Source organism: Streptomyces sp. NPDC091282 (genome assembly GCF_044757385.1).
GTDB classification, from domain to species: domain Bacteria; phylum Actinomycetota; class Actinomycetes; order Streptomycetales; family Streptomycetaceae; genus Streptomyces; species Streptomyces gramineus.
Map to the genome: position 1 here is coordinate 120,748 of NZ_JBIVUX010000005.1, position 24,058 is coordinate 144,805.

Consider the following 24,058-nt stretch of genomic DNA (forward strand, 5'->3'; position numbering starts at 1 on the left):
GACCCTCACCCTCCTGTACAGTCCTTCTCGCAGCACAGCGCAGACAAAGTGCCGCAAAACCTGGTCCTGTGGAGCAGTTTGGAGTGCTCGCCACCCTGTCAAGGTGGAGGCCGCGGGTTCAAATCCCGTCAGGACCGCATCGAATGAGGCCCGCATCCCGCAAGGGACGCGGGCCTCTTTCACGTCCCGCCCGTCCCGCGCCCGCGCTCCGCGCTCCGTGCGCCGCCCGCGCTCCCGGGCCCGCGTGCGCGAACACCAGTGCCCCGTGAGGCGCGTGGGCCCGCACGCCGTCCCCGCGGGCGGCCGGGCGCCGGTGGCGGCCCACTGGGCGGTGGCCGGGGCCCGCAGGTGCGCTCTTGACGGGGTCACATTCGGTCGGTACCCAGAAGACAGGGCTCGCTTCCCCTCGGCCCCCCTCCTGGAGGTGGCGTATGGCGGCTTCGGCGCGGCACGAGACGCGAGCCCTGCTGCGGGCCCACCTGGCGGCCGCCTCGTCGTACCGGCACCTGACCCGGAACTGCCCGGTCTGCCATCGGCTGCTGCGGCTGGCCATGGACTCCGCGCCGTGCGCGACGGAGGCACCCGAGGACTCCGCGGAGGACGAGGGATCCGTCGGCGTGTGAGCCGCCGCCGGCCCCAACGCCCCTTCCCCCGGGGGGTGGTGGAACCTCAGACTCCATTAGCGCACCTGGGGCGGTACAAACAAGCCGTGCGGTATGTGACGGGAGTCACCGTATAAGTTCCTGAAACAACGGTACTTACCCCCCGCCTACACCAAGTCAATTTAATATGTGCAATTGCACCACCCTGAGACGCCTCCCACGGTATGCCCGCGGACTCCCCCCGGACCTCCCGCCACCCCCGTTCCGGGCGCGTTCACAGCAGATCCGACAGGCCTCCCCAGACTCCGACAAGGGTGCGCACAGAAGCGTCCGCCAGGATCGGCCGGATCCCACGGACGCACAAAAAAGATCGCGCTGGACCCGGCGGAGTCCAGCGCGATCTACGACGCACCCTGTGTCGCTGCCTGAAAAGTTCTGTCGGCGTGGGCGTGGGTCCCGTTGGGGCAGGTCCCGCGTCGCTCGGAGCTAGGGTTCGGGGCACCTCGACCAGTTGGGGGACCGGCCGGTTTGCCCGCTATTCAGTTGGTCAGGCCTCGCTGCGCTGCTGCGGAATGCCCGCGAGCAGTGCGCGGACCTCAGCCTCGCGATAGCGCCGATGTCCGCCCAGCGTGCGGATCGACGTGAGCTTGCCGGCCTTCGCCCACCGCGTGACCGTCTTGGGGTCGACACGGAACATGGTGGCGACCTCAGCCGGGGTCAGCAGCGGCTCGGCATCAGGGGTGCGAGCGGTCATGAGCGGCCTCCTCGGGAGAACCGAACCTTCTCGGTTCTTTCCTCTAAATTCTGCACCTTGACCCGCGTTGCCCGAAATGGCGGACGCGAGTCGAGTCGGTTATAGGACGAACGGCTTGTCCTCGGCACTACAACTACACCATCCGTCCAGCCGCGTCGGCCAAACCGATGGAATTGCCCTCCCAGGTAGTCATCAGCCGCGGAAGCCGATGGACCATGCCATAGCGGACAGTCACGCCACTGTGACGATCAGTCACATGGCGATCAGGAGGCACCAGACCCCCCAAAGCGAGTGCAATGCTGAGATTCCGCCCACAGTGCACCACAAGTGGACGGAAGGAGCCCTCCCCGGACTCCTTGTCCTATTTTGGCACGAGGAGTGGCAAGAGGCGCAAGAGCCGTGTAAGTGCGGTCCGTCACCCTTGACGCAAAAGCCCGGATCGGGACCAACGTCCCGTGCGTTCACTGAAGTGCCGTCAACGTACGTTGTTTCATGGCATCTGGGCCGTGACCTACATCACTCGGCACTCACCCGTCACCGAGGTGTCATCCATCTGTCACACCATCAGGTGATCCGACAGTCAGTACGGAATGATCGGCTCCCGCGCTCAGACCCGGGGCCCGGATCCGGCGCTCAGTTCGCGGACCGACGGTCCCTGACCGCCCGCCAGCGCTCCACCAGCCGCCCGTACGCCTCACCGGCCGCGGCGCCGTCGCCCTGCCGCAGCGCCTCGATGCCGGCCGCCACGTCGGCCGCCGAACGGTCGCCCTCCAGGTCGCCGGCCGGCAGGGCGTGCACCAGGCCGCCGTAGTCCAGCTCGACCAGGGACCGCGGATGGAACTCCTCCAGCCAGCGGCCCACGTCCACCAGGCCGTCGATCAGCGGCCCCTCGTCGATGGTGTCCTTGAGCGTGCGCAGCGCGCGGGCGACCCGGCGCCGGGCCTGCACCATCGGCGTGCGGTAGCGCAGCATCGGCGGGATCTCGCCGGTGCCCTTCTCGTACCGGCGCTCCTCGTCGGAGACCAGCACGAACCAGTTCAGCGGCACCTGCCAGGTCGCCGTACGGATCCAGGGCCGGGCGTCGGGGTTGCGGGCCAGCCAGCGCTCGTAGTCCATCGTGGCCTGCCGGCGCACGACCGGCGGCAGCATCGCGTCCAGGACGAGGTTCGGCAGCTCCTCGGGCAGCTCCTGCAGGGCCTGCCAGCCGCGCAGCCGCGTCCGCCACGGGCACACGCACACCACGCCGTCGACCTCCAGCACGAAGGCCTCGGCGCTCTCCTGCACCGGCACCGGGACCGGCGGGGTGGGCAGCAAGTCGGCCAGCGAGCGGCGCAGTTCGTCCTGGTAGGAGGGGCGCTCGGCACGGCGGGCGTACCGCATCCAGTGGCCGCGCTCGGGCTCCGGGAAGGCGGCCAGCGGCTCGTACACACGCAGGTACGCCGCGTAGGGGACGATCACCGAGGACACCTTGGGCACGCCTGCTCCCTCCCCATCCGACCGGGCTCGAAACCAGCGGAACCCACTACGGAGCAGCCGCGAAACCACAGCAAATCGTCCCACGCTCATACGTGCGTACACGGCGCGGGAGAGTGATCCTGAACACGGCGCGGATGGTGGGCGGGCAATAGCTCTACGCTCATGCCACGGCCCCCGCCACCCGTACGGAGGCCCCCCGTCTCCACTCGCCGCGAACACAACCGGGAGTCACCACAGTGACCGACGTTTCCACCGGCGTCCTGCACACCCTGTTCCACTCGGACCAGGGCGGTCACGAGCAAGTCGTGCTCTGCCAGGACCGCAAGAGCGGCCTCAAGGCCGTCATCGCCATCCACTCCACCGCGCTGGGCCCCGCCCTCGGCGGCACCCGCTTCTACCCGTACGCCAACGAGGAGGAGGCCGTCGCCGACGCCCTCAACCTCGCGCGCGGGATGTCGTACAAGAACGCCATGGCCGGGCTCGACCACGGCGGCGGCAAGGCCGTGATCATCGGGGACCCCGAGCGCGACAAGACCGAGGAGCTGCTGCTCGCCTACGGGCGGTTCGTGGCCTCGCTCGGCGGCCGGTACGTCACCGCCTGCGACGTCGGCACCTACGTCGCCGACATGGACGTGGTGGCCCGCGAGTGCCGCTGGACCACCGGCCGCTCTCCGGAGAACGGCGGCGCCGGCGACTCCTCCGTGCTCACCGCCTTCGGCGTCTACCAGGGCATGCGGGCCAGTGCCCAGCACCTGTGGGGCGACCCGTCGCTGCGCGGCCGTACCGTCGGCATCGCGGGCGTCGGCAAGGTCGGCCACCACCTGGTGGAGCACCTGCTGGAGGAGGGCGCCCGGGTGGTGATCACCGACGTGCGCCAGGACGCCGTCGGCCGGATCTCCGACCGGCACGCCCAGGTCGCGGTGGCCGCCGACACCGAGGCCCTGATCCGCGTCGAGGGGCTCGACATCTACGCCCCGTGCGCGCTCGGCGGCGCCCTGAACGACGCGTCGGTGGCGGCGCTGACGGCGAAGGTGGTGTGCGGCGCGGCCAACAACCAGCTCGCCCACCCCGGCGTCGAGAAGGACCTCGCCGACCGCGGGATCCTCTACGCGCCCGACTACGTGGTGAACGCCGGCGGCGTCATCCAGGTCGCCGACGAGCTGCACGGGTTCGACTTCGACCGGTGCAGGACGAAGGCGGCGAAGATCTTCGACACCACGCTGGCCATATTCGCTCGTGCGAAGGAGGACGGGATTCCGCCCGCCGCGGCGGCCGACCGGATCGCCGAACAGCGGATGCACGAAGCGGCAACGGCGGGTGGCCGCTGACCGAACGCCGGGTTTCCGCACGGATTTCCGGTACCCGCCGGCGGGCAGTTGGAGAGAACTCTCACGTTCGTCGGCGGGTCGCCCGCCAGGAAGTGGTTAAAATCGTCGTTGACCAGCGGGGACGGGGCACCTCGCGGGTCGTGCAGCCAGGCGCGTGGTGCGGGCGACGTACCGTATGGGCGCGGGCTCAGGTACCGTGGAAGCCCTACGGACCGGTCTCTCCGAGGAGAGTCCGTTCCGGATCATGAACGCGTGTCAGACTCTGGGGCCGTCGAGCCCCGTCACCGAGGGGGTCGAGCCATGGGGCGCGGCCGGGCCAAGGCCAAGCAGACGAAGGTCGCCCGCCAGCTGAAGTACAACAGCGGTGGGACTGACCTGTCACGTCTGGCCAGCGAGCTGGGCGCATCGACTTCGAGCCAGCCGCCGAACGGCGAGCCGTTCGAGGACGACGACGAGGACGACGACCCGTACGCCCAGTACGCGGATCTCTACAACGACGATGACGACGAGGACGAGGACGACCAGTCCGGTCCTCAGTCTCAACATCGTCGCGGTGCGTAATGCCTGCGGCTGCTTAGCCGTTCACCGACCCGGTCCGGGGTTTCCACGCCGGACCGGGTTTTGTGCTGGCCTCACGTGCCGGCGGGTCTACGCGTAGTCGCCGACCAGTTCCGCACCCGTGGTGTGGTCGCCGCGCTCGGTGATCTCGCCGGCCACCCAGGCGTCGACCCCGCGGTCGGCCAGTGCGGCCAGGGCCACGTCGACCGATTCCTGCGGCACCATCGCGATCATGCCGACACCCATGTTGAGCGTCTTCTCCAGTTCGAGCCGCTCGACGTTGCCGGTCCGGCCGACCAGGTCGAAGACCGCGCCGGGCGTCCAGGTCGTCCGGTCGACGCGCGCGTGCAGGTGGTCCGGGATCACCCGGGCCAGGTTCGCCGCCAGCCCGCCGCCGGTCACGTGGCTGAACGCGTGCACCTCGGCGGTGCGGATCAGGGCCAGGCAGTCCAGCGAGTAGATCTTGGTCGGCTCCAGCAGCTCCTCGCCGAGGGTGCGGCCGAACTCCTCGACGTGGGCGTCGAGGGCGAGCCCGGCCTGGTTCAGCAGCACGTGCCGGACCAGGGAGTACCCGTTGGAGTGAAGCCCGGAGGACGCCATGGCGATCACCGCGTCACCCGTACGGATACGATCCGCGCCGAGCAGCCGGTCGGCCTCCACGACGCCCGTACCGGCACCGGCCACGTCGAAGTCGTCCGCGCCGAGCAGGCCCGGGTGCTCGGCCGTCTCGCCGCCCACCAGGGCGCACCCGGCCAGCACGCAGCCCTCGGCGATGCCCTTGACGATCGCGGCGACCCGCTCCGGGTGGACCTTGCCGACGCAGATGTAGTCGGTCATGAAGAGCGGCTCGGCGCCGCACACCACGATGTCGTCCATGACCATGGCGACCAGGTCGTGGCCGATGGTGTCGTACACGCCCAGCTGCCGGGCGATGTCGACCTTGGTGCCCACGCCGTCCGTGGCGGAGGCGAGCAGCGGGCGCTCGTAGTGCTTGAGGGCGGAGGCGTCGAAGAGGCCGGCGAAGCCGCCGAGGCCGCCGAGGACCTCCGGCCGCCGGGTCTTCTTCACCCACTCCTTCATCAACTCGACGGCGCGGTCGCCCGCTTCGATGTCGACACCGGCAGCCGCGTAGGAGGCACCGGAAGGCTGGCTCTCAGACATTGCCTGGGATCTTTCGGGTTGATGACAGGGCTTACGGGCGACGGATCGCGTCGGCCGCGGCCGTGGCTGCCGGACCGGCGGCCAGCTCGGTCTCCAGGAGCTGCTTGCCCAGCAGTTCGGGGTCCGGGAGCTCCATCGGGTACTCGCCGTCGAAGCAGGCGCGGCACAGGTTCGGCTTGGCGATGGTGGTCGCCTCGATCATGCCGTCGATGGAGATGTAGGCCAGGGAGTCGGCGCCGAGCGAGGTGCCGATCTCGTCGATGGTCATGCCGTTGGCGATGAGTTCGGCCCGGGTGGCGAAGTCGATGCCGAAGAAGCAGGGCCACTTCACCGGCGGCGAGGAGATCCGGATGTGGACCTCGGCCGCGCCCGCCTCGCGCAGCATGCGCACCAGCGCCCGCTGGGTGTTGCCGCGCACGATCGAGTCGTCGACGACGACCAGGCGCTTGCCCTTGATGACTTCCTTCAGCGGGTTCAGCTTCAGGCGGATGCCGAGCTGCCGGATGGTCTGCGACGGCTGGATGAAGGTCCGGCCGACGTAGGCGTTCTTGACCAGACCGTTGCCGAAGGGAATGCCCGAGGCCTCCGCGTAGCCGATGGCCGCGGGGGTGCCGGACTCCGGGGTCGCTATGACCAGGTCGGCGTCGGCCGGGGCTTCCTTGGCGAGCTTCCGGCCCATCTCCACGCGGGAGAGGTACACGTTCCGGCCGGCGATGTCGGTGTCGGGGCGGGCCAGGTACACGTACTCGAAGACACAGCCCTTGGGCTTCGCATCCGCGAATCGCGAGGTGCGCAGACCGTTCTCGTCGACGGCGACGAACTCGCCCGGCTCGATCTCGCGCACGTAGCTGGCGCCGCAGATGTCCAGGGCGGCGGACTCGGAGGCGATGACCCAGCCGCGCTCCAGGCGGCCGAGGACCAGCGGACGGATGCCCTGCGGGTCGCGGGCCGCGTAGAGGGTGTGCTCGTCCATGAAGACGAGCGAGAAGGCGCCCCGGACCTTCGGCAGGACCGCGTGCGCGGCCTCCTCGATGGTCAGCGGCTTGCCGTCGGCGTCGACCTGGGCCGCGAGGAGCGCGGTGAGCAGGTCGGTGTCGTTGGTCGCGGCGACCCGGGTGGACCGGCCGTGGGTGTCCTTGGGGAGGTCGGCGACCATCTCGGCGAGCTGCGCCGTGTTGACCAGGTTGCCGTTGTGACCGAGCGCGATCGAACCGTGCGCGGTGGCGCGGAACGTCGGCTGGGCGTTCTCCCAGACGGAGGCACCGGTGGTCGAGTAGCGGGCGTGACCGACCGCGATATGTCCCTGGAGCGATCCGAGGGAGGTCTCGTCGAAGACCTGGGAGACCAGCCCCATGTCCTTGAAGACGAGGATCTGGGAGCCGTTGCTGACCGCGATTCCCGCGGATTCCTGGCCCCGATGCTGGAGGGCGTACAGCCCGAAGTACGTGAGCTTGGCGACCTCTTCACCGGGAGCCCAGACACCGAAGACGCCGCAAGCGTCCTGGGGGCCCTTCTCACCGGGGAGCAGATCGTGATTGAGGAGACCGTCACCACGTGGCACGGCACCGAGTGTAGGCGAGATCGACCACTGGTCCGAATTGGGGATGTCCGGCCGGAGTGGATCTACGACCACGGCCGCACTGGTGGGTTTCTACATTTCCGCTGGTCAGCGCGGTGAGAGGATTCTCCAGCCGGGGCGCTTTCGGGCGCACCGGGGCCCGCGCAACCCCCTCACACCGTATCTCTGAGTGAGGTGTCGCACATCATTCGGGGCGCCGGAGGTCACTTCCGGACCAGCTCGACCCGGTCGCCGCCGGCCGCGGTGAGGGTCAGTTCCCTGCCGTCGGCGCGGGTGGTGAGCGGGCCCGCGGTGAGGACACCGGCGAGGGCGCGCTCGAAGGCCGTGCGGGCGCCGTCGCAGGCCATGCGGGTGGTGCGGAGGCCGCCGAGGCGGATCCGGTCGTCGGTGATCCGTGCCGTGGCGCTGAACCGGTTGCAGCCGAGGCCGCCGGCGGCCCGGCCGTCGTCGATCCGCAGGTGGGCGCGGGACGGGGCGTCCCGGGTGGTGCCGTGCGCGGTGACGCGGGCGACCGTCCACTCGATCCCGGTCACCGCCGGCCGGCTCGCCACCGACTCACCGGCCCGCTCGCCGCCGCAGGCCACCGCGAGCGGGACGAGCACGGCGGTGGCCGTCATGGTCAGGGTCCTGTGCCGTGTGCGCTGCCTGTACCCGTACATGCCGGTTCGACGGATCGCACCGGCCGGCCGGTTCCCTCAGCCCATCAGGGGCAGCAGGCCGCCGATGTCCGCGCGCTCGCCGCTGGCGCTGACCCTGGCCTGCGCCAGGGCCTCCTGCCAGGCCAGCCGCCCGGTGGCCAGCCGGATCCAGGTCAGCGGATCGGTCTCGACGACGTTCGGCGGGGTGCCCCGGGTGTGCCGGGGGCCTTCGACGCACTGGACCACGGCGTACGGCGGCACCCGGACCTCGGTGGAGCCGCCGGGCGCCTTGACCGCGAGCGCGTCGGCGAGCAGCCGCGTACAGGCGGCCAGGGCCTGCCGGTCGTGGGGGACGTCGAGCCCCGGGACGGCCGCGCCGAGGTCGTCGGTGTGCACGACCAGCTCGACGGCCCGGGTGACCAGGTAGTCGTCCAGGGACATCGCGCCGGCGCTGGTGGCGAGCAGCCGACTGCCGGGGTGTGCCGCCAGCAGGGCGCGGAGGCCGTCGTCGGCTGCGGCGAGGTAGGCGTCGAGGTCGGGATGGCCGTCGGCGAGGCGCCGGGTGAAGTCGGAGATCGCCGCGGAGTTGGCGGCGGTGCGGAAGGGCCAGTCGAGGAGGACCGCGTCGGCCTTGGCCGGCTCGGGCTCGTCCAGGGCCCGCTGGACGGCGGTGAGGGCCATGCCGATGTGGGCGACGAGGTCCCGCACGGTCCACTCGCCGAGCCGGGTGGGCAGCGCGAGCTGCTCCGGGGTGAGGGTGCGGACGGCGTCCCGCACGTGGGCGAACTGGGCGAGGACCGCCGCACGGGTCCGGGCCGGGTCGTACGTCCTGGTGCGCTTCTTGGCGGGAGGCATGCCGGCGAGCGTATGCCCGCGACGCCTTCCCGTCGTCCTGGGTGACCTCTCGCAAGCGCATGCCGGCAGGCACGGGCCGTCCGCTCTCCGGTCCAAAAGGGTACGGACGTCATCTGCGGCGGTCGGAGGCGATCACTCGCGCGTGTGATGAGCACGGAATCCCGCCCCACGCCGCCCCGGTGTCCGACGACACTGGCCTTCGCCTGGAAGGGGGTGCAACATGACGGTTATGGCCGAGCGCACGTCTCAGATGTCGGTGGAGGAGTTCGAAACGATCGCCTCCACCGCTCCCGAGACCGTCACGTTGGAGTTCATCGACGGACGGATCGGGGTCAAGAAGGTGACGGACGGAGACCACGACACCATCGTGTCCTGGCTGGCCCGGCGCTGTATGCAGACCAGGCCAGACCTGGACCTGTACTACGGCCGAGGGCTCCGGGTGGAGGCCTATCGACAAGGCAGGGCGAGACCGGACGCAGTACTCGCGCCGGAGGCCCATTTCGCAGGATACGGCGAGTGGGCCGACCCAGAAGGCGCGCTCATGGTCGTCGAGATCACCTCGTACGACTCGGACACCGACCGGCGGGACCGGCACGAGAAGCCGACCGCTTACGGGCAGGCCGGGATCCCCCTGTACCTCCTGATCGACCGGGACTCCTGCACGGTCACGGTGCACAGCGGCCCGGACCGGCAGATCGGCGGCTACCGCACCGTCCAGACCGCGAAGTTCGGCGAGACGGTGGTGCTCCCGGATCCGATGGGCATCGAGCTCGACACGGAGATCCTCAAGAACTACGTCCGATGAGGCTGCGAAGGCCCCGCCCGGACACATGAGTCCGGGCGGGGCCTTCGGCGTCGCGGCAGGGGCTACCCGAGCAGGGCCTCGATCGTGCCCTCGTGGGCCTCGCGGAGTTCGTCCAGGGTGAGCGCGAACTCGCCCTGGATCTCGACCGTGTCACCGTCCACGACACCGATGCGCGCCACCGGCAGGCCGCGGGCGCCGCACATGTCGTTGAAGCGGACCTCCTCGGAGCGCGGCACGGCCACGACAGCGCGGCCCGCCGACTCGGAGAGCAGGAACGTGAACGCGTCGAGCCCGTCCGGTACGACCAGCCGCGCGCCCTTCCCGCCGAGCAGCGCCGACTCCACGACCGCCTGGATCAGACCGCCGTCGGACAGGTCGTGCGCGGAGTCGATCATGCCGTCGCGGGAGGCGGAGATCAGGATCTCGGCCAGCAGGCGCTCGCGCTCCAGGTCGACCTTCGGGGGCAGGCCGCCGAGGTGGTCGTGGACGACCTGGGACCAGGCCGAGCCGCCGAACTCCTCGCGGGTGTCGCCGAGGAGGTAGAGCAGCTGGCCCTCCTCCTGGAAGGCGACCGGCGTGCGCCGGGCGACGTCGTCGATGACGCCGAGGACGGCGACGACCGGGGTCGGGTGGATGGCCGCCTCGCCGGTCTGGTTGTAGAGCGAGACGTTGCCGCCGGTCACCGGGGTGCCCAGCTGCTGGCAGGCGTCGGCCAGGCCCCGGACCGCCTCGGCGAACTGCCACATCACCGCCGGGTCCTCCGGCGAGCCGAAGTTCAGGCAGTCGGAGACGGCGAGCGGCTTGGCGCCGGTCGTCGCCACGTTCCGGTAGGCCTCGGACAGCGCCAGCTGCGCGCCCGCGTACGGGTCGAGCTTGGCGTAGCGGCCGTTGCCGTCCGTCGCGATGGCGACGCCGAGGCCGCTCTCCTCGTCCACACGGATCATGCCGGAGTCCTCCGGCTGGGCGAGGACGGTGTTGCCCTGCACGAAGTGGTCGTACTGCGAGGTGATCCACTTCTTGGAGGCCTGGTTCGGGGAGCCGACCAGCTTCAGGACCTGGTCCTTCAGCTCCTCGGCGGTCGCCGGGCGCGGCAGCTTGTTCGCGTCGTCCGCCTGGAGGGCGTCCTGCCAGGCCGGGCGGGCGTAGGGGCGCTCGTAGACCGGGCCGTCGTGCGCGACCGTGCGCGGGTCGACGTCGACGATCTTCTCGCCGTGCCAGAAGATCTCCAGGCGGTCGCCGTCGGTCACCTCGCCGATGACGGTGGCGATGACGTCCCACTTCTCGCAGATCTCCAGGAAGCGGGCGACCTTCGCCGGCTCGACCACCGCGCACATGCGCTCCTGCGACTCGCTCATGAGGATCTCCTCGGGCGAGAGCGTGGAGTCGCGCAGCGGTACGTCGTCGAGGGTGACGGTCATGCCGCCGGAGCCGTTCGAGGCCAGTTCGCTGGTCGCGCAGGACAGGCCCGCCGCGCCCAGGTCCTGGATGCCGACGACCAGCTTCTCGGCGAAGGCCTCCAGCGTGCACTCGATGAGGAGCTTCTCCTGGAACGGGTCGCCGACCTGCACCGCGGGACGCTTCGACGGCTTGGCGTCGTCGAAGGTCTCGCTCGCCAGGATGGAGGCGCCGCCGATGCCGTCGCCGCCGGTCCTGGCGCCGTACAGGATGACCTGGTTGCCCGCGCCTGAGGCCTTGGCGAGGTGGATGTCCTCGTGCCGCATCACGCCGATGGCACCGGCGTTGACCAGCGGGTTGCCCTGGTAGCAGGCGTCGAAGACGACCTCGCCGCCGATGTTGGGCAGGCCCAGGCAGTTGCCGTAGCCGCCGATGCCGGCGACGACGCCGGGCAGCACGCGCTTGGTGTCGGGGTGGTCGGCGGCGCCGAAGCGCAGCGGGTCGACCACGGCGACCGGACGCGCGCCCATCGCGATGATGTCGCGGACGATGCCGCCGACACCGGTCGCGGCGCCCTGGTAGGGCTCGACGTACGACGGGTGGTTGTGCGACTCGACCTTGAAGGTCACCGCGTAGCCCTGGCCGACGTCGACGACGCCGGCGTTCTCGCCGATGCCGACGAGCAGCGCGTCGCTCTGCGGGGCCTTCTCGCCGAACTGGCGGAGGTGGACCTTGGAGGACTTGTACGAGCAGTGCTCGGACCACATGACCGAGTACATGGCGAGTTCGGCGCCGGTCGGGCGGCGGCCGAGGATCTCCACGACCCGCTCGTACTCGTCCTTCTTCAGGCCGAGTTCGGCCCAGGGCAGCTCGACGTCGGGGGTCGCGGCCGCGTGTCCGACCGTGTCCAGAGGCGTCCGGCTCATGCGCCCACCAGCTTCTTGAGGATCGAGGTGAAGAAGGGCAGACCGTCGGTGCGGCCGCTGCCGATGAGCGGCTCGACGGCGTGCTCCGGGTGCGGCATCAGGCCCACGACGTTGCCGGCCTCGTTGGTGATGCCGGCGATGTCGCGGAGCGAGCCGTTCGGGTTCAGGCCGAGGTAGCGGAAGACGACGCGGCCCTCGGCCTCCAGCTTGTCCAGCGTGTACTCGTCGGCGACGTACCGGCCGTCCATGTTCTTCAGCGGGATGTGGATCTCCTGGCCCTCGCGGTAGTCGCCGGTCCAGGAGGTCCCCGCGTTCTCCACCCGCAGCTTCTGGTCGCGGCAGATGAAGTGGAGGTGGTTGTTGCCGAGCATCGCGCCGGGGAGCAGATGGGCCTCGGTGAGGACCTGGAAGCCGTTGCAGATACCGAGGACCGGGAGGCCGGCCTTCGCCTGCTCGATGACGGTCTCCATCACCGGCGAGAAACGGGAGATGGCGCCGGCCCGCAGATAGTCGCCGTACGAGAAACCACCGGGAAGGACCACCGCGTCGACCTGGTGGAGGTCCTTGTCCTTGTGCCAGAGGGCCACCGGTTCGGCACCCGCGAGCCGGATCGCGCGCTGGGTGTCCCGGTCGTCCAGACTTCCCGGGAAAGTGACGACGCCAATACGAGCGGTCACTTGGCCGCCTCCGCGACTTCGTCGACCCGAACGGTGAAGTCCTCGATCACGGTGTTGGCGAGGAAGGATTCCGCGAGGTCGTGGATGCGGGCGAGCGCGGCCTCGTCGACCGGCCCGTCAACTTCCAGTTCGAATCGCTTTCCCTGACGTACGTCGGAGATGCCTTCGAAACCCAGGCGCGGCAGCGCACGCTGGACCGCCTGGCCCTGGGGGTCGAGGATCTCCGGCTTGAGCATGACGTCGACTACGACGCGTGCCACTGGCACTCCCGGTGTTGTGGTGCTGGCTGCTGAGCAGTTACCCGCCGGTGCTCCGACAGGCGTCTTCAGACTACCCGCACAAAATTTCTACGCGGGTAGAGTTGTAGGAAACTACGTGAGCCGCATCACGATCGGGTGACGGCGGGGGATCCGCACGAAAAGTTCTGGGAAAGTTCCCCGGGTTCGCCCACGACATCTATTGCGCCGGAGACACGCGGCGGATTTAGTCGGGCTTCACTTTGTATTGCCAGGCACTGTACAAATGAATTGGCAATAGCCGATACTCGGCACGTCATCTCCACCGTCGCGTCATCGCCGATGAGCTGTATAGACGTGCCACTCGAAGGGACCGATATTCGTGGCGCAGAAGGTCGTGGTCACTCTCTTTGACGACATCGACGGCTCGGAAGCGGCGGAAACGATCGCCTTCGGACTCGACGGCAAGTCGTACGAGATCGATCTGAATCAAGCCAACGCCGAGGAACTGCGCAAGGCGCTGGAACCGTACGTGTCGGCCGGCCGCAAGCGGTCGAAGTCCGGCAAGGCGTACAAGCAGACGGAGGTCGCCCCCGACCCCGCCGCCGTCCGCGCCTGGGCGCAGGCGAACAAGATGGACGTCCCGGCGCGCGGCCGCATCCCGAAGAAGGTCTACGAGGCGTTCAGCGCCGCGCAGTGAGGCGCGGCGCGGGCTGCCCTCAGGGACCGTCACCGAGCCCCGAGGGCAGCCGACTTGCGCTACCCCCCTGCTGATCAGCTAATGTCTGGAGCACGCCGAGGGGCGAGGCCGAAAGGCCGAATCCCAAGGAGTACATGCGGGTGTAGTTCAGTAGCAGAACATCCCCCTTCCAGGGGGAAGGCGCAGTGTGCAATTCCTGTCACCCGCTCTGCACCGCCGGTCCTGGTCATGCTTGTGGATCAGGTAGGCTGGTGCTCGCACCGATCGGTGGGAGCCGGTCGGGAGCAGTGCGGACGTAGCTCAGTTGGTAGAGCGCAACCTTGCCAAGGTTGAGGTCGCGAGTTCGAGCCTCGTCGTCCGCTCCAGCTCACGAGAGAAACCCCAGTCGTATGACTGGGGTTTTTTCGTGTCCCGTGACGCGCTCTGACATTTGTCATGGCGAGTGATGACACCGCGCACTGCCACCGGGTCCGGGCGCCGGGGACGCTCGTTCCATGGAAGCCATCGAGGACAACGAACACGTGATTGAGGTCACAGACCTCCGGCGTGCCTACGGGGGCGGGTTCGAGGCGGTCCGCGGCGTCACCTTCTCCGTGGACCGCGGGGAGATCTTCGCGCTCCTCGGCACCAACGGCGCCGGCAAGACCTCCACCGTCGAACTGCTGGAGGGCCTCGCACCGCCGAGCGACGGCCGGGTCCGGGTGCTGGGCCACGATCCGCACCGGGAACGGGCCGCCGTACGGCCGCGCACCGGCGTGATGCTCCAGGAGGGCGGCTTCCCGTCCGAGCTGACCGTCGCCGAGACCACCCGCATGTGGGCGGGCTGTACGACCGGCGCGCGGCCCGCGGCCGAGGCGCTCGGCCTGGTCGGGCTCGCCGGAAAGGCCGACGTCCGGGTCAAGCAGCTCTCCGGCGGCGAACGGCGCCGCCTCGACCTGGCGCTCGCCCTGCTCGGCCGGCCCGAGGTGCTGTTCCTCGACGAGCCGACCACCGGGCTCGACGCCGAAGGCCGCGGCGCCACCTGGGAGTTGGTGCGGTCCCTGCGCGACGCCGGGACCACGGTCCTGCTCACCACGCACTACCTGGAGGAGGCCGAGGACCTCGCCGACCGGCTCGCCATCCTGCACGAGGGACGCATCGCGGCCGCCGGAACGCCCTCCCAGGTGACCGCGGACCGGCCGGCCCGGATCTCCTTCGAGCTGCCGCTCGGCTACTTCGTCGGCGACCTGCCGCCGCTCGCCGCCCTGGGCGTGTGCGGTCACGAGACCGACGGCCGGGCGGTGCGGCTGCGGACCCGCGAGGTGCAGCGGACCGCCACCGGCGTACTGGACTGGGCAGAGCGGACCGGCGTCGCGCTGGACCGGCTGGAGGTGCGGTCGGCCTCGCTGGAGGAGGCGTTCCTCGGGATCGCGAAGGAGGCGGTCGTATGAGCACGGCGGACCTCGCCGCGGCCGGGCGCCGGGCGGCGCGTGCCGCGTCCTGGCGGCGGCTGAGCGCGCTCGGCCGCGCCGAACTGCTGCTCCTCGGCCGCAATCGCGGTGCGGTGCTCACCGCGCTGCTGGTGCCGCTCGCGCTGCCGTTCAGCGTGCGGCCCGTGATCGACCAGCCCGGCCTGAAGGGCCAGGGGCTGGACGTCGGCACGCTGATGCTGACCGCCGCGACCGGCTTCTCCTTCCTCTTCGCCGTGTACACGCCCCTGGTGAGCGCCTTCGTGGCCCGTCGCGAGGAACTCGTCCTCAAGCGGCTGCGCACCGGCGAACCGGCCGACGCGGAGATCCTCGCCGGCACCGCCCTGCCCGCCCTCTGCCTCGGCCTGGCGCAGGCCCTGGTGCTCGCCGCCGGCTGCGCGGTTTTGCTCGGCGCGGGTGCGCCGAAGGCGCCGTACCTCACCCTGCTCGGGCTGCTCCTGGGCCTGCTGCTCGGCGCCGCGCTCGCCGCGCTCACCTCGGCCGTCACCCGGACCACCGAGAGCGCCCAGGTGACCGCGCTGCCGCTGGTCCTCGTCTCGATGCTGGGCTCGGGCATCGCGCTGCCCACCGATGTGCTGCCCGACCGTGCCGCCTCGGTCTGCGCGTTCCTCCCGCTCTCCCCGGCCGTCCGGCTGGTCCGCGCGGGCTGGACCGGCGGACTCGGACCGGCCCAGGCCACGGGCACGATCCTCCTCGCGCTGGCCTGGACCGCGGTCGCGGTGTTTGCTGTACGGCGGTGGTTCCGCTGGGAACCCCGGCGCTGAGACCCCGCCGGGCGCCCCGGCGCGGGGCGGCGACGGCGACGGCGGGACGGGACCGGGCGGCACAGGACGACGCGGAACGGCACAGGACGGCGCGGGACGGGACGGGACCGGGGATGAGCGGGGCAGGCGGCTGGTGGCGGGCGAAGACCACGCCCGCCAAGGTCGAGACGTACACACGCTGGTCGTTCCACTTCTTCGCGGTGATCGAGGTCTCCGCGATCGGACTCCCGGTGACCGGGCAGGGCGGTGCGACGCTCTCCGGCCGGCTGGTCGCGCTGGTCGCCGCCCACGCGGTGCTCTGCGCCGTGACCGCCTCCCGGGCGCTGGACTGGACGCGGGGCCGCCGGGAGCAGCCGGTGCGCATGCTGTGGGTGCTCGGCGCGGGCACGTACCTCTTCGCCACCCTCGCGCTCTCGCTGCGCGGGAACGGCGATCCGGGCGACGGCGCGCACGGCGCGGCGGCCACCGTCTTCGTGGGGATCCTGGCCTTCGGCGCCGGCACCACGGCGCTCGGCGTGCGCGACCGGCGGCGGGCGCTCGCGCTGATCGCGGGCTTCGCGTGCGGGGCGGCCGTGGTGTCCTGTGCGCTGGGCGTGCCCTGGATCGCCGCGCTGATCACGGCGGTCGCGGTGCTCGTCGCGGGCGGCTTCCTCGCCGCCACCTCGGTCTTCTCCGTCTGGCTGCTCAACGCCGTCTACGAGCTCGACGAGGCCCGGGAGACCCGGGCCCGGCTCGCCGTCGCCGAGGAACGGCTCCGGTTCGGCCGCGACCTGCACGACGTGCTCGGCCGCAACCTCGCCGTGATCGCCCTCAAGAGCGAACTGGCCGTGCAGCTGGCCCGCCGCGAACGGCCCGAGGCCGTGGAGCAGATGATCGAGGTGCAGCGGATCGCGCAGGAGTCGCAGCGGGAGGTGCGGGCCGTCGTACGGGGCTACCGCGACGCCGACCTCGCGGCCGAACTCGCGGGCGCGCACGGCGTGCTGAGGGCCGCGGGCATCGACTGCACGGTGACCGGCGACACCGCGGGCCTGCCCGTAGAGGTGCAGTCGGCACTGGGCTGGGTGGTCCGCGAGACGACCACCAACGTCCTCAGGCACGGGAACGCGGAGCGGTGCACGGTGAGTCTGCGGGTGACGGAGGGACGCGTGGTGCTGACGGTGGAGAACGACGGGGTCACCCCGCCGACCGGTGGCGGGACCGGCGGGTCCGGCATCGCCGGGCTGCGGGAACGGCTCGCGGCGGTGGCCGGGACTCTGGAGGCGGGACCGGTGCGCGCGGACGGGTTCCGGGTGGTGGCCTCGGTGCCGCTGTCCGGCCGGACGGCCGGCGCGCGGGTGGGCGGAGTCGCCTCATGACCGCTCCGGTACGGCTGCTGCTCGCCGACGACGAGCACCTGATCCGCGGTGCGCTCGCCGCGCTGCTCGGCCTGGAGGACGACCTCGTCGTGGTCGCCGAGGCGGCCACCGGGCCGGAGGCGCTCGCCATGGCGCGGGCCCACCGGCCCGACGTGGCGGTCCTGGATCTGCAGATGCCCGGCGCGGACGGTGTGAGGGTCGCCACATCGCTGCGGTCCGAACTGCCCGGCTGCCAGGTGCTGATCGTGACCGGCCACGGCCGCCCCGGACACCTGAAACGGGCCCTGGCCGCCGGTGTGCGGGGATTCGTCCCGAAGACCGTCAGCGCGCAGCGGCTCGCGGAGATCATCCGTACCGTGCACGCGGGAAACCGCTACGTCGACCCGGAGTTGGCCGCCGACGCGATCTCCGCCGGGGACTCGCCGCTGACCGCGCGGGAGGCCGAGGTACTGGAACTGGCGGCCGACGGCGCGCCGGTCACGGAGATCGCCGAGCGGGCCGCGCTGTCGCCGGGAACGGTACGGAACTACCTCTCCTCGGCGGTCACCAAGCTCGGTGCGGAGAACCGTCATACGGCAGTGCGTCTCGCACGGGAGCGAGGTTGGGTATAGTTGCTCTCGCGCCACGGCGCATGCGGACGTAGCTCAGTTGGTAGAGCGCAACCTTGCCAAGGTTGAGGTCGCGAGTTCGAGCCTCGTCGTCCGCTCCACGGAGAAGGCCCCCGGTTTCCACCGGGGGCCTTCCGCGTTCACGACCAGGTGTTGCCCGTCAGCCGCTCGTACGCCTCGACGTACTTGGCCCGGGTCGCCTCGACGACCTGGTCCGGCAGCGGCGGCGGGGGCTGCTCGCTCCTGCGGTCCCAGCCGGACTCGGCCGACGTCAGCCAGTCGCGCACGAACTGCTTGTCGAACGACGGCTGGGCGCGGCCCGGCTCCCACTCGTCGGCCGGCCAGAAGCGGGAGGAGTCCGGGGTGAGCACCTCGTCGGCCAGGACGAGGGTGTCGCCGTCGAAGCCGAACTCGAACTTGGTGTCGGCCAGGACGATGCCCCGGTCGCGGGCGATGTCCCGGGCCCGCCCGTACACCGCGAGGGTGGCCTGGCGCAGCTGGGCGGCCGTCTCGGCACCGACCTGCCGGGCGACCTCCTCGTAGGAGACGTTCTCGTCGTGCTCGCCGACCTCGGCCTTGGTGGCCGGGGTGAAGATCGGGGCGGGCAGCTCGGAGCCGTCGACCAGGCCCTCGGGGAGGGCGAGTCCGCAGACCGTGCGGGACTCCTGGTACTCGGCCAGGCCCGAGCCGGTGAGGTAGCCGCGGGCCACGCACTCCACCGGGAGCATATTCAGCGACTTGCAGATCAGGGTGCGGCCCGCCCAGTCGGCGGGCGCGCCCTCGGGCAGCTCGGTGCTGACTACGTGATTGGGCGCGAGATCGGCGAGCTTGTCGAACCACCACAGGGACAGCTGGGTGAGCACCCGGCCCTTGTCGGGGATCTCGGTCGGCAGCACCCAGTCGTACGCGGAGATGCGGTCGCTGGCGACCATCACGAGGTCCCCGGCCGCGTTCTGGTACAGCTCGCGCACCTTGCCGGTGTGCAGATGCACCAGGCCCGGCACCTCGACGGGCTCGGGCTTTTCAACGAATCCGGACACGGTTCCTCCCCGTGGTTCTGTACAGGTGCCCCCGATTCTCCCGTATGCCGGGTTGCCGTCGGACACGGGGTCAGTCCCGTTTGCAGATGCGGTCCAGGAGATTGGCGGTGGCGCGCTGGACCCGGGGGTCGACGTGACCGGGGCGGTCCAGGGCCGGGGACCAGGCGAACGTGCCGGAGGCGAAGACCAGGGCGCCGGAGGGGGCGCGGTAGAGCGAGGTCTCCTGATGGCGCAGGACGCCGTCGCCGTCGGTGTACGGGGAGTGCGCCAGCAGAATGCGCTCCTCGTGCTCGGGCAGCGCGGTGCGCGGGAAGTAGCGGTCGGCCTCCCCGGCCACCAGGCCCGGCAGTTCGTCGCCCTCCTGCGCGCCGGTGGCCTCCCACAGCCAGTGCCGTGCGTTGCGGACGATCAGCGGGTGCGGCTCGGGGACCCGCCCCGCGTACTGGATGCCGACCGTCTGCTGCTCGGCCCGGTCGATCTCGCGCCAGAGCACGGCCCTGCCGGGTCCCTTGCGTTTGCGGCAGGTGAGCAGGCGGTCCGCGACCCCGGACGGGGACGGCCCCAACTCCACCTGCCAGTACATGGTGTTGGCCGAGAGGAAGACCAGCGAGGTGCCGCTGTCGCGGGCCAGGTCGACGGTGCGGCGCATCCGCGGCGACCAGTACTCGTCGTGCCCCGGGAAGACCAGGCCCCGGTAGCGGGCCGGGTCGACCCGGCCGGCGTGCAGGTCGCGGGCGTCGGCGTAGGCGAGGTCGTAGCCGTAGCGCTCGGCCCAGCGGATGAAGTCGTAGGCGTGGCCGACGTGCAGCGGCAGGCCCGCGCCCGCGTACGGCCGGTCGAAGGAGACCGTGGTGGCCGCGTCGGCCTCGCCGAGCAGCCGGCCGCCCTCGTCCCAGGCGTGGTACAGGCTGGCGCCGGTGCGGCCGTCCTCGGGGTAGAGGTTGTAGGCCTGCCAGGTGATGTCCGGCAGCAGCAGGAGCAGGTCGGCCGGGTGGTTGTCGCGGATCGTGAACGGTACGTGGGAGCGGTAGCCGTCGGCCGTGGTGAGCACGGCCACGTAGGCGCCGATGCTCCAGTACGACGGGACCTGCAACCGCCAGGACAGCCACCAGTGGTGGCAGGAGACCGTGCGGTCGGCGGCCAGCGGCGGCGGCTGCACGATGCCGGACAGCCGCGGGCTGGTGGTGATCTTGGCGGCGCCGTCACCGCCGTAGTGGCCGATCCGGTAGACGTCGACGCTGAATTCCTGCGGCGGATCGACGGTGATGTGGAAGTCGACGGCCTCGCCGGGACAGACCGCGCCGGTCGAGGTGAAACCTTTGATCTGCCGGTGCACGTCGTCCGCCGAGCGGGGGCCGCCGGCGCTGCGGGGCGCCGGGATCCGCGGGTTCTCGCCGGTCGGCTGCGGCCGGCTCGGGTCGACGTACCAGGGGACGACGTGACCGGTGTCGTCGAAGTAGGTCTCGCTGCCGCGCAGCCAGGGGACCGGCCCCAGGCCGAAGGGATCCGTGACGGCGTGCGCGAGTGCTCCCGACTCCCAGCGGCGGATGTGGTCCGATGCCATGGTGGCTCCCCTCCCTCGTGCCCCCGTGAAACGTGCTGGGACGAGTCGTCGTGCGGTGGCGCGGTCCCGGGCGGATGCCGGACCGTGGCCGGCTGTCCTGTGGCGCTTGTCTTATGTCGGATGCGCTTGCCATATGACCGAACGGTCCCAGCACATCACATAACGCACGTGTCCGGTCACGGTTCGTTGTGAATTTGCCTGAAGTGGAACGCTTCGCTCCGCCAAAGCCCCGAAACGCCGAGGTCAGACCAGCCGTACGGGCTTCTCGGGACGTATCCCGGACTCGACCAGCCAGGCTCGCAGCGGGGCCGGGTCTCCCTCCTCGATGAGACTGAGGACTCTGGGCGTCAGGTCGGCGGCTCGCTCGCCGTCGACCAGCAGGGACGGGCCGTCGAGCCAGTCCAGGCCGGGGGTGGCTCCGGCGGTGTCCACGGCCGCGCAGCACACCATCGCCCGGACGTGGTCGGCGAGCAGCTCGCGGGCGGTGCGCGGGGGCTGGAGGGGGAAGAGGGGCAGCGCGCAGTCGTCCCACAGGGCGCTGTGGGGGCCCTGTCCGGCGGGCGCGGGCCCGTCGGGGCCGGGAGTGGCCGCGGCGGCCTCCTCACGGGCGAGGGCGGCGGTGAGGCCGGCGGCCAGGGCGGCGCTGCACTCGGTGCCGGCGGCCTCCTCGGCGTCCTCGGCGTCCTCGGCGGGGGCCGGCGCCTTGGGCCCGTCGGGCGCGGCCGGTTCGGTCAGGTGGTCCAGGACCCGGGCCAGCGTGGGGCCGCCGGGATCGGGGGCGGCGGGGTCGAGGGTGGCGCGGACGCCGAGGGAGTCCAGGACCCGGTGCAGCCGGGCCGCCTCGGTGCGCCAGGTGCGGTCGACGACCTCCTCCGGATACTCCTGCCAGGCCACCGGCGACCAGTCGGGACCCGGTTCGGCCGGGCCGCCGTGGAAGAGGCGGGCGGCGAGCAGCGAGGCCGCCTCGTCCACCAGGCCCGGCTCCTCCAGCAGGTCGCAGGCGGGCCGCTCGCCGAGCCGGGAGGCGAAGCCCTCGGCCAGCCGGTCCCGCCGGGACAGTTCGGTGAGTGCCGCCACCACGCCCGCGTCCAGCCGGGAGGGCCAGCGGCCCATCCGCCAGGCGGGCAGGGCGACCCGGGTCAGGAGCCGGTCCCAGCCGGCGTAGGCGAGGCCGACCTGTTCCTGGGCGACGATCCGCAGGCCGTAGTCCACGGCCTGCGCGCGCTCGGCGGCCGCGGCGGCGACTCCGCGCTCCATCAGCGCCGCGTGCTCCCGGCAGCTCCGCAGCAGCAGCCGGGCCACCCAGCCGAGGCCCGCGCACACCAGGCGGGTCGCCGGACATCGGGCGGCCGTCGAGGAGACGGCGACCGTCGCGTCCAGACCGCGCACGAAGCGGCGGGCGGCGGCTATGTCCGGCTGCGCGGAGGGGCCCGTACCGGCGACGACCGGGGCGAGGACGGCCCGCAGTTCGCCGACGCGCATCCACCACAGGAACGGGGAGCCGATGACGAGCACGGGTGCGGCCGGTACCCGGCGGTGCGGGCCCGGACTGCCGAGCTCGTCGCGGCCCTTGGGCGCGGGCGGGCCGTGCGCCGGATGGGTGCGGTCCTCCAGCCAGCTGTCGCAGTCCGGGGTGAGGGCTATCGCGGAGGGCGCCGGGACGTCGAGGCGGTCGGCGAGGTCGCGCACCATCCGGTACAGGTCCGGGGCGGACTCCTCCGGGATCGGGACCGTCGGGCTCACGGCCGGCCGGGCGCGGGCCACGACCAGCGCGACACCGGCGGCGGCCAGCAGGACGACGACGGCGAGCGCGCCGACCGTCCAGCGGGCCGTGTCCCAGCCGTGGCCCACGAAGTGCCCGGTGGAACCGCCGGCCAGCAGGATCACCGTGGCCGCCGCCGGCAGCAGCGCCACGGCCAGGGCCCGGCCGCGGACGCGCAGCACGGCGAGGGCCCGGGTCCGCGCCGCCTGCGCGCCCGCCTCCACACCGATTCCGCTGCTGGTACTGGTCACCGGGACCTCACCCCCTCCCTGCTGTCCTCGGCCTGTCCTGGCTGTTGCTCACTCCCCCACTGTGGCACCCGCCACTGACATCGCAATGCCGGTGGGCCAAGTGCCGGAACGCCTGCGCCGCACCATAGTTGGGGCCTCGGCCCCCGTCAGCCGGATGGGGCATCGGTCACTCGATGGAATGGCTTTGGTCAGAGGTGATCGACAGACAGCAATGATCAGGCCCCGGATTTCGGGGTCCGGGGCCTGGTCGGGATCGTTCGGTGACGCGGCGGCGGGCTCAGGCCTCGGCCGCCGCCTTCGCCGCGATGTCCGTCCGGTGCTGCGAGCCGTCGAGCCCGATCCGCGCCACGGCCGCGTACGCGCGCTCACGCGCCTGGGTCAGGTCCTGTCCGGTCGCGGTGACCGAGAGGACGCGGCCGCCGGCGCTGACGACCGCCTCGCCGTCCCGCTTCGTGCCCGCGTGCAGGACGTAGGCGTGCGGGGCGTCCTGGGCGGCCACCGCGTCGAGCCCGGTGATGGGGTCGCCGGTGCGCGGGGTGCCCGGGTAGTTGTGGGAGGCGACGACCACGGTGACCGCGGCGTCGTCGCGCCAGCGCAGCGGCGGGAGGTCGTCGAGGGTGCCGTTCGCGGCGGCGAGCAGGACACCGGCCAGCGGGGTCCGCAGGCGGGCGAGGACCACCTGGGTCTCGGGGTCGCCGAAACGGGCGTTGAACTCGATGACCCGGACCCCGCGCGAGGTGATCGCGAGACCGGCGTAGAGGAGTCCGGAGAACGGGGTGCCGCGGCGCCGCATCTCGTCGACGGTGGGCTGCAGCACCGTCTCCATGACCTCGTCGACCAGCTTGGGGTCGGCCCAGGGCAGCGGGGAGTAGGCGCCCATGCCGCCGGTGTTCGGGCCCAGGTCGCCGTCTAGGGCCCGCTTGAAGTCCTGGGCGGGCTGGAGCGGGAGGACCGTCACGCCGTCGGTGATCGCGAAGAGGGAGACCTCGGGGCCGTCCAGGAACTCCTCGATGACCACGCGGTCGCACTCCGCGGCGTGCGCGGTGGCGGTCGCCAGGTCGTCGGTGACGACGACGCCCTTGCCGGCCGCGAGCCCGTCGTCCTTCACGACGTACGGCGCACCGAAGGCGTCGAGGGCCGCGGCGACCTCGTCGGCGTCTGTGCAAACGTACGAACGGGCGGTGGGCACGCCGGCCGCCGCCATCACGTCCTTGGCGAACGCCTTGGACCCCTCGATCCGCGCGGCCTCCCCGGAGGGGCCGAAGACGGGGACGCCCGCCTCGCGCACGGCGTCGGCGACCCCGGCGACGAGCGGGGCCTCGGGGCCCACCACGACGAGATCGGCGCCGACTTCCCGGGCCAGGGCGGTGACGGCGGCACCGTCCAGGGCGTCCACCGGGTGCAGCTCGGCGACCTCCCCGATACCGGCGTTGCCGGGGGCACAGTGCAGCGCGGTGACGTCGGAATCGAGGGACAGAGAGCGGCACAGGGCGTGTTCGCGGGCGCCGCTGCCGATGACGAGGACCTTCACGGGGGCCAGCGTAGCCGGGCGGGG

At 71.6% G+C, this 24,058-nt stretch carries 22 protein-coding genes and 4 tRNA genes; 13 read left to right on the forward strand and 13 right to left on the reverse strand.

Annotated elements, in window-relative coordinates; all coding sequences use genetic code 11:
- The first annotated feature begins 62 nt into the window (after positions 1-62).
- A tRNA-Asp gene (locus ACIQOE_RS23840) sits at positions 63-137 on the forward strand.
- A 294-nt stretch (positions 138-431) separates the two neighbouring features.
- The gene (locus ACIQOE_RS23845; RefSeq protein ID WP_351316109.1) at positions 432-623 is read left to right on the forward strand and encodes a DUF6274 family protein; all 192 of its coding nucleotides are present in this window, start codon (positions 432-434) and stop codon (positions 621-623) included.
- Between the two features lie 526 nt (positions 624-1,149).
- Here the strand turns inward: ACIQOE_RS23845 and bldC are convergent.
- Both bldC and ACIQOE_RS23855 read right to left on the reverse strand, forming a co-directional pair.
- The gene (bldC, locus tag ACIQOE_RS23850) at positions 1,150-1,356 is read right to left on the reverse strand and encodes a developmental transcriptional regulator BldC (protein WP_003949541.1); all 207 of its coding nucleotides are present in this window, start codon (positions 1,354-1,356) and stop codon (positions 1,150-1,152) included.
- 633 nt (positions 1,357-1,989) lie between these two features.
- Complete coding sequence (locus ACIQOE_RS23855) at positions 1,990-2,832, reverse strand: hypothetical protein (protein ID WP_401413593.1); 843 nt, start codon at positions 2,830-2,832, stop codon at positions 1,990-1,992.
- Positions 2,833-3,068: 236 nt separating this feature from the next.
- Here ACIQOE_RS23855 and ACIQOE_RS23860 point away from each other — a divergent pair, with 236 nt between their 5' ends.
- Together ACIQOE_RS23860 and ACIQOE_RS23865 are read left to right on the forward strand one after the other, a co-directional pair.
- On the forward strand, positions 3,069-4,160 hold the full coding sequence (locus tag ACIQOE_RS23860; protein WP_351316115.1) for a Glu/Leu/Phe/Val dehydrogenase: 1,092 nt from the start codon (positions 3,069-3,071) through the stop codon (positions 4,158-4,160).
- Between the two features lie 300 nt (positions 4,161-4,460).
- Entirely contained in the window at positions 4,461-4,721 is a 261-nt protein-coding gene (locus tag ACIQOE_RS23865) for a DUF3073 domain-containing protein (protein WP_351937593.1), read from the forward strand.
- Positions 4,722-4,808: 87 nt separating this feature from the next.
- Here the strand turns inward: ACIQOE_RS23865 and purM are convergent, their stop codons facing one another.
- From purM to ACIQOE_RS23885, 4 genes are all read right to left on the reverse strand, one after another.
- The gene (gene purM, locus ACIQOE_RS23870) at positions 4,809-5,879 is read right to left on the reverse strand and encodes a phosphoribosylformylglycinamidine cyclo-ligase (protein WP_362170112.1); all 1,071 of its coding nucleotides are present in this window, start codon (positions 5,877-5,879) and stop codon (positions 4,809-4,811) included.
- A gap of 31 nt (positions 5,880-5,910) precedes the next feature.
- On the reverse strand, positions 5,911-7,440 hold the full coding sequence (purF, locus tag ACIQOE_RS23875; protein WP_351316121.1) for an amidophosphoribosyltransferase: 1,530 nt from the start codon (positions 7,438-7,440) through the stop codon (positions 5,911-5,913).
- A 221-nt stretch (positions 7,441-7,661) separates the two neighbouring features.
- Positions 7,662-8,075 (reverse strand): META domain-containing protein, encoded by a 414-nt coding sequence (locus tag ACIQOE_RS23880; protein WP_401413596.1) that lies wholly within the window; start codon positions 8,073-8,075, stop codon positions 7,662-7,664.
- Positions 8,076-8,153: 78 nt separating this feature from the next.
- Positions 8,154-8,951 carry a sterol carrier family protein gene (locus ACIQOE_RS23885; RefSeq protein ID WP_365559201.1) on the reverse strand — a complete coding sequence of 266 codons (798 nt, stop codon included), beginning with the start codon at positions 8,949-8,951 and terminating at the stop codon, positions 8,154-8,156.
- Positions 8,952-9,171: 220 nt separating this feature from the next.
- On the opposite strand from ACIQOE_RS23885, the gene ACIQOE_RS23890 reads away from it, so the two are divergent.
- Positions 9,172-9,756: a Uma2 family endonuclease gene (locus ACIQOE_RS23890; RefSeq protein WP_401413598.1), complete on the forward strand. Its 585-nt coding sequence runs from the start codon at positions 9,172-9,174 to the stop codon at positions 9,754-9,756.
- 62 nt (positions 9,757-9,818) lie between these two features.
- On the opposite strand, the gene purL is transcribed toward ACIQOE_RS23890, so the two are convergent.
- The 3 genes from purL to purS are packed head-to-tail and all read right to left on the reverse strand — an operon-like array spanning position 9,819 to position 13,014.
- The gene (purL, locus tag ACIQOE_RS23895) at positions 9,819-12,077 is read right to left on the reverse strand and encodes a phosphoribosylformylglycinamidine synthase subunit PurL (protein ID WP_401413600.1); all 2,259 of its coding nucleotides are present in this window, start codon (positions 12,075-12,077) and stop codon (positions 9,819-9,821) included.
- Entirely contained in the window at positions 12,074-12,754 is a 681-nt protein-coding gene (gene purQ, locus ACIQOE_RS23900; protein WP_351316139.1) for a phosphoribosylformylglycinamidine synthase subunit PurQ, read from the reverse strand. The genes purL and purQ overlap by 4 nt, the downstream gene beginning before the upstream one ends.
- Positions 12,751-13,014: a phosphoribosylformylglycinamidine synthase subunit PurS gene (purS, locus tag ACIQOE_RS23905; protein WP_093501106.1), complete on the reverse strand. Its 264-nt coding sequence runs from the start codon at positions 13,012-13,014 to the stop codon at positions 12,751-12,753. Before purS ends, purQ begins: the two co-directional genes overlap by 4 nt.
- 358 nt (positions 13,015-13,372) lie before the next feature.
- Between purS and ACIQOE_RS23910 the strand changes: the two genes are divergently transcribed.
- The 8 genes from ACIQOE_RS23910 (at position 13,373) to ACIQOE_RS23945 (ending at position 17,987) form a co-directional block, all read left to right on the forward strand.
- Positions 13,373-13,690, forward strand: a complete 318-nt coding sequence (locus ACIQOE_RS23910) for an Lsr2 family protein (protein WP_351316143.1) — start codon at positions 13,373-13,375, stop codon at positions 13,688-13,690.
- 136 nt (positions 13,691-13,826) lie between these two features.
- Positions 13,827-13,898: transfer RNA gene (locus tag ACIQOE_RS23915), tRNA-Gly, on the forward strand.
- An 81-nt stretch (positions 13,899-13,979) separates the two neighbouring features.
- Positions 13,980-14,055 (forward strand) — tRNA-Gly (locus ACIQOE_RS23920).
- Between the two features lie 129 nt (positions 14,056-14,184).
- Positions 14,185-15,120, forward strand: coding sequence for an ABC transporter ATP-binding protein (locus tag ACIQOE_RS23925; RefSeq protein WP_401413604.1), 936 nt, complete (start codon positions 14,185-14,187; stop codon positions 15,118-15,120).
- Complete coding sequence (locus tag ACIQOE_RS23930) at positions 15,117-15,923, forward strand: ABC transporter permease (RefSeq protein WP_399011986.1); 807 nt, start codon at positions 15,117-15,119, stop codon at positions 15,921-15,923. The genes ACIQOE_RS23925 and ACIQOE_RS23930 overlap by 4 nt, the downstream gene beginning before the upstream one ends.
- 113 nt (positions 15,924-16,036) lie before the next feature.
- On the forward strand, positions 16,037-17,278 hold the full coding sequence (locus ACIQOE_RS23935) for a sensor histidine kinase (RefSeq protein WP_401413606.1): 1,242 nt from the start codon (positions 16,037-16,039) through the stop codon (positions 17,276-17,278).
- The gene (locus tag ACIQOE_RS23940) at positions 17,275-17,889 is read left to right on the forward strand and encodes a response regulator transcription factor (protein ID WP_351316155.1); all 615 of its coding nucleotides are present in this window, start codon (positions 17,275-17,277) and stop codon (positions 17,887-17,889) included. The genes ACIQOE_RS23935 and ACIQOE_RS23940 overlap by 4 nt, the downstream gene beginning before the upstream one ends.
- A gap of 22 nt (positions 17,890-17,911) precedes the next feature.
- A tRNA-Gly gene (locus ACIQOE_RS23945) sits at positions 17,912-17,987 on the forward strand.
- Positions 17,988-18,026: 39 nt separating this feature from the next.
- On the opposite strand, the gene ACIQOE_RS23950 is transcribed toward ACIQOE_RS23945, so the two are convergent.
- From ACIQOE_RS23950 to purD, 4 genes are all read right to left on the reverse strand, one after another.
- Positions 18,027-18,926, reverse strand: a complete 900-nt coding sequence (locus ACIQOE_RS23950) for a phosphoribosylaminoimidazolesuccinocarboxamide synthase (RefSeq protein WP_401413608.1) — start codon at positions 18,924-18,926, stop codon at positions 18,027-18,029.
- A gap of 70 nt (positions 18,927-18,996) precedes the next feature.
- Positions 18,997-20,490 carry a N,N-dimethylformamidase beta subunit family domain-containing protein gene (locus ACIQOE_RS23955; RefSeq protein WP_351316161.1) on the reverse strand — a complete coding sequence of 498 codons (1,494 nt, stop codon included), beginning with the start codon at positions 20,488-20,490 and terminating at the stop codon, positions 18,997-18,999.
- Between the two features lie 243 nt (positions 20,491-20,733).
- Positions 20,734-22,503 carry a hypothetical protein gene (locus ACIQOE_RS23960; protein WP_401413611.1) on the reverse strand — a complete coding sequence of 590 codons (1,770 nt, stop codon included), beginning with the start codon at positions 22,501-22,503 and terminating at the stop codon, positions 20,734-20,736.
- Positions 22,504-22,780: 277 nt separating this feature from the next.
- Entirely contained in the window at positions 22,781-24,034 is a 1,254-nt protein-coding gene (gene purD / locus ACIQOE_RS23965) for a phosphoribosylamine--glycine ligase (protein WP_351316167.1), read from the reverse strand.
- Positions 24,035-24,058 lie beyond the last annotated feature (24 nt).

What these genes read in the sequence shown, in the direction of transcription:
- ACIQOE_RS23845 (WP_351316109.1), top strand. Translation starts at nt 432, where the DNA reads ATGGCGGCTTCGGCGCGGCACGAGACGCGAGCCCTGCTGCGGGCCCAC.
- bldC (WP_003949541.1), bottom strand. Translation starts at nt 1,356, where the DNA reads ATGACCGCTCGCACCCCTGATGCCGAGCCGCTGCTGACCCCGGCTGAG.
- ACIQOE_RS23865 (WP_351937593.1), top strand. Translation starts at nt 4,461, where the DNA reads ATGGGGCGCGGCCGGGCCAAGGCCAAGCAGACGAAGGTCGCCCGCCAG.
- purM (WP_362170112.1), bottom strand. Translation starts at nt 5,879, where the DNA reads ATGTCTGAGAGCCAGCCTTCCGGTGCCTCCTACGCGGCTGCCGGTGTC.
- ACIQOE_RS23880 (WP_401413596.1), bottom strand. Translation starts at nt 8,075, where the DNA reads ATGACGGCCACCGCCGTGCTCGTCCCGCTCGCGGTGGCCTGCGGCGGC.
- ACIQOE_RS23885 (WP_365559201.1), bottom strand. Translation starts at nt 8,951, where the DNA reads ATGCCTCCCGCCAAGAAGCGCACCAGGACGTACGACCCGGCCCGGACC.
- ACIQOE_RS23890 (WP_401413598.1), top strand. Translation starts at nt 9,172, where the DNA reads ATGACGGTTATGGCCGAGCGCACGTCTCAGATGTCGGTGGAGGAGTTC.
- purL (WP_401413600.1), bottom strand. Translation starts at nt 12,077, where the DNA reads ATGAGCCGGACGCCTCTGGACACGGTCGGACACGCGGCCGCGACCCCC.
- ACIQOE_RS23925 (WP_401413604.1), top strand. Translation starts at nt 14,185, where the DNA reads ATGGAAGCCATCGAGGACAACGAACACGTGATTGAGGTCACAGACCTC.
- ACIQOE_RS23930 (WP_399011986.1), top strand. Translation starts at nt 15,117, where the DNA reads ATGAGCACGGCGGACCTCGCCGCGGCCGGGCGCCGGGCGGCGCGTGCC.
- ACIQOE_RS23935 (WP_401413606.1), top strand. Translation starts at nt 16,037, where the DNA reads ATGAGCGGGGCAGGCGGCTGGTGGCGGGCGAAGACCACGCCCGCCAAG.
- ACIQOE_RS23940 (WP_351316155.1), top strand. Translation starts at nt 17,275, where the DNA reads ATGACCGCTCCGGTACGGCTGCTGCTCGCCGACGACGAGCACCTGATC.
- ACIQOE_RS23955 (WP_351316161.1), bottom strand. Translation starts at nt 20,490, where the DNA reads ATGGCATCGGACCACATCCGCCGCTGGGAGTCGGGAGCACTCGCGCAC.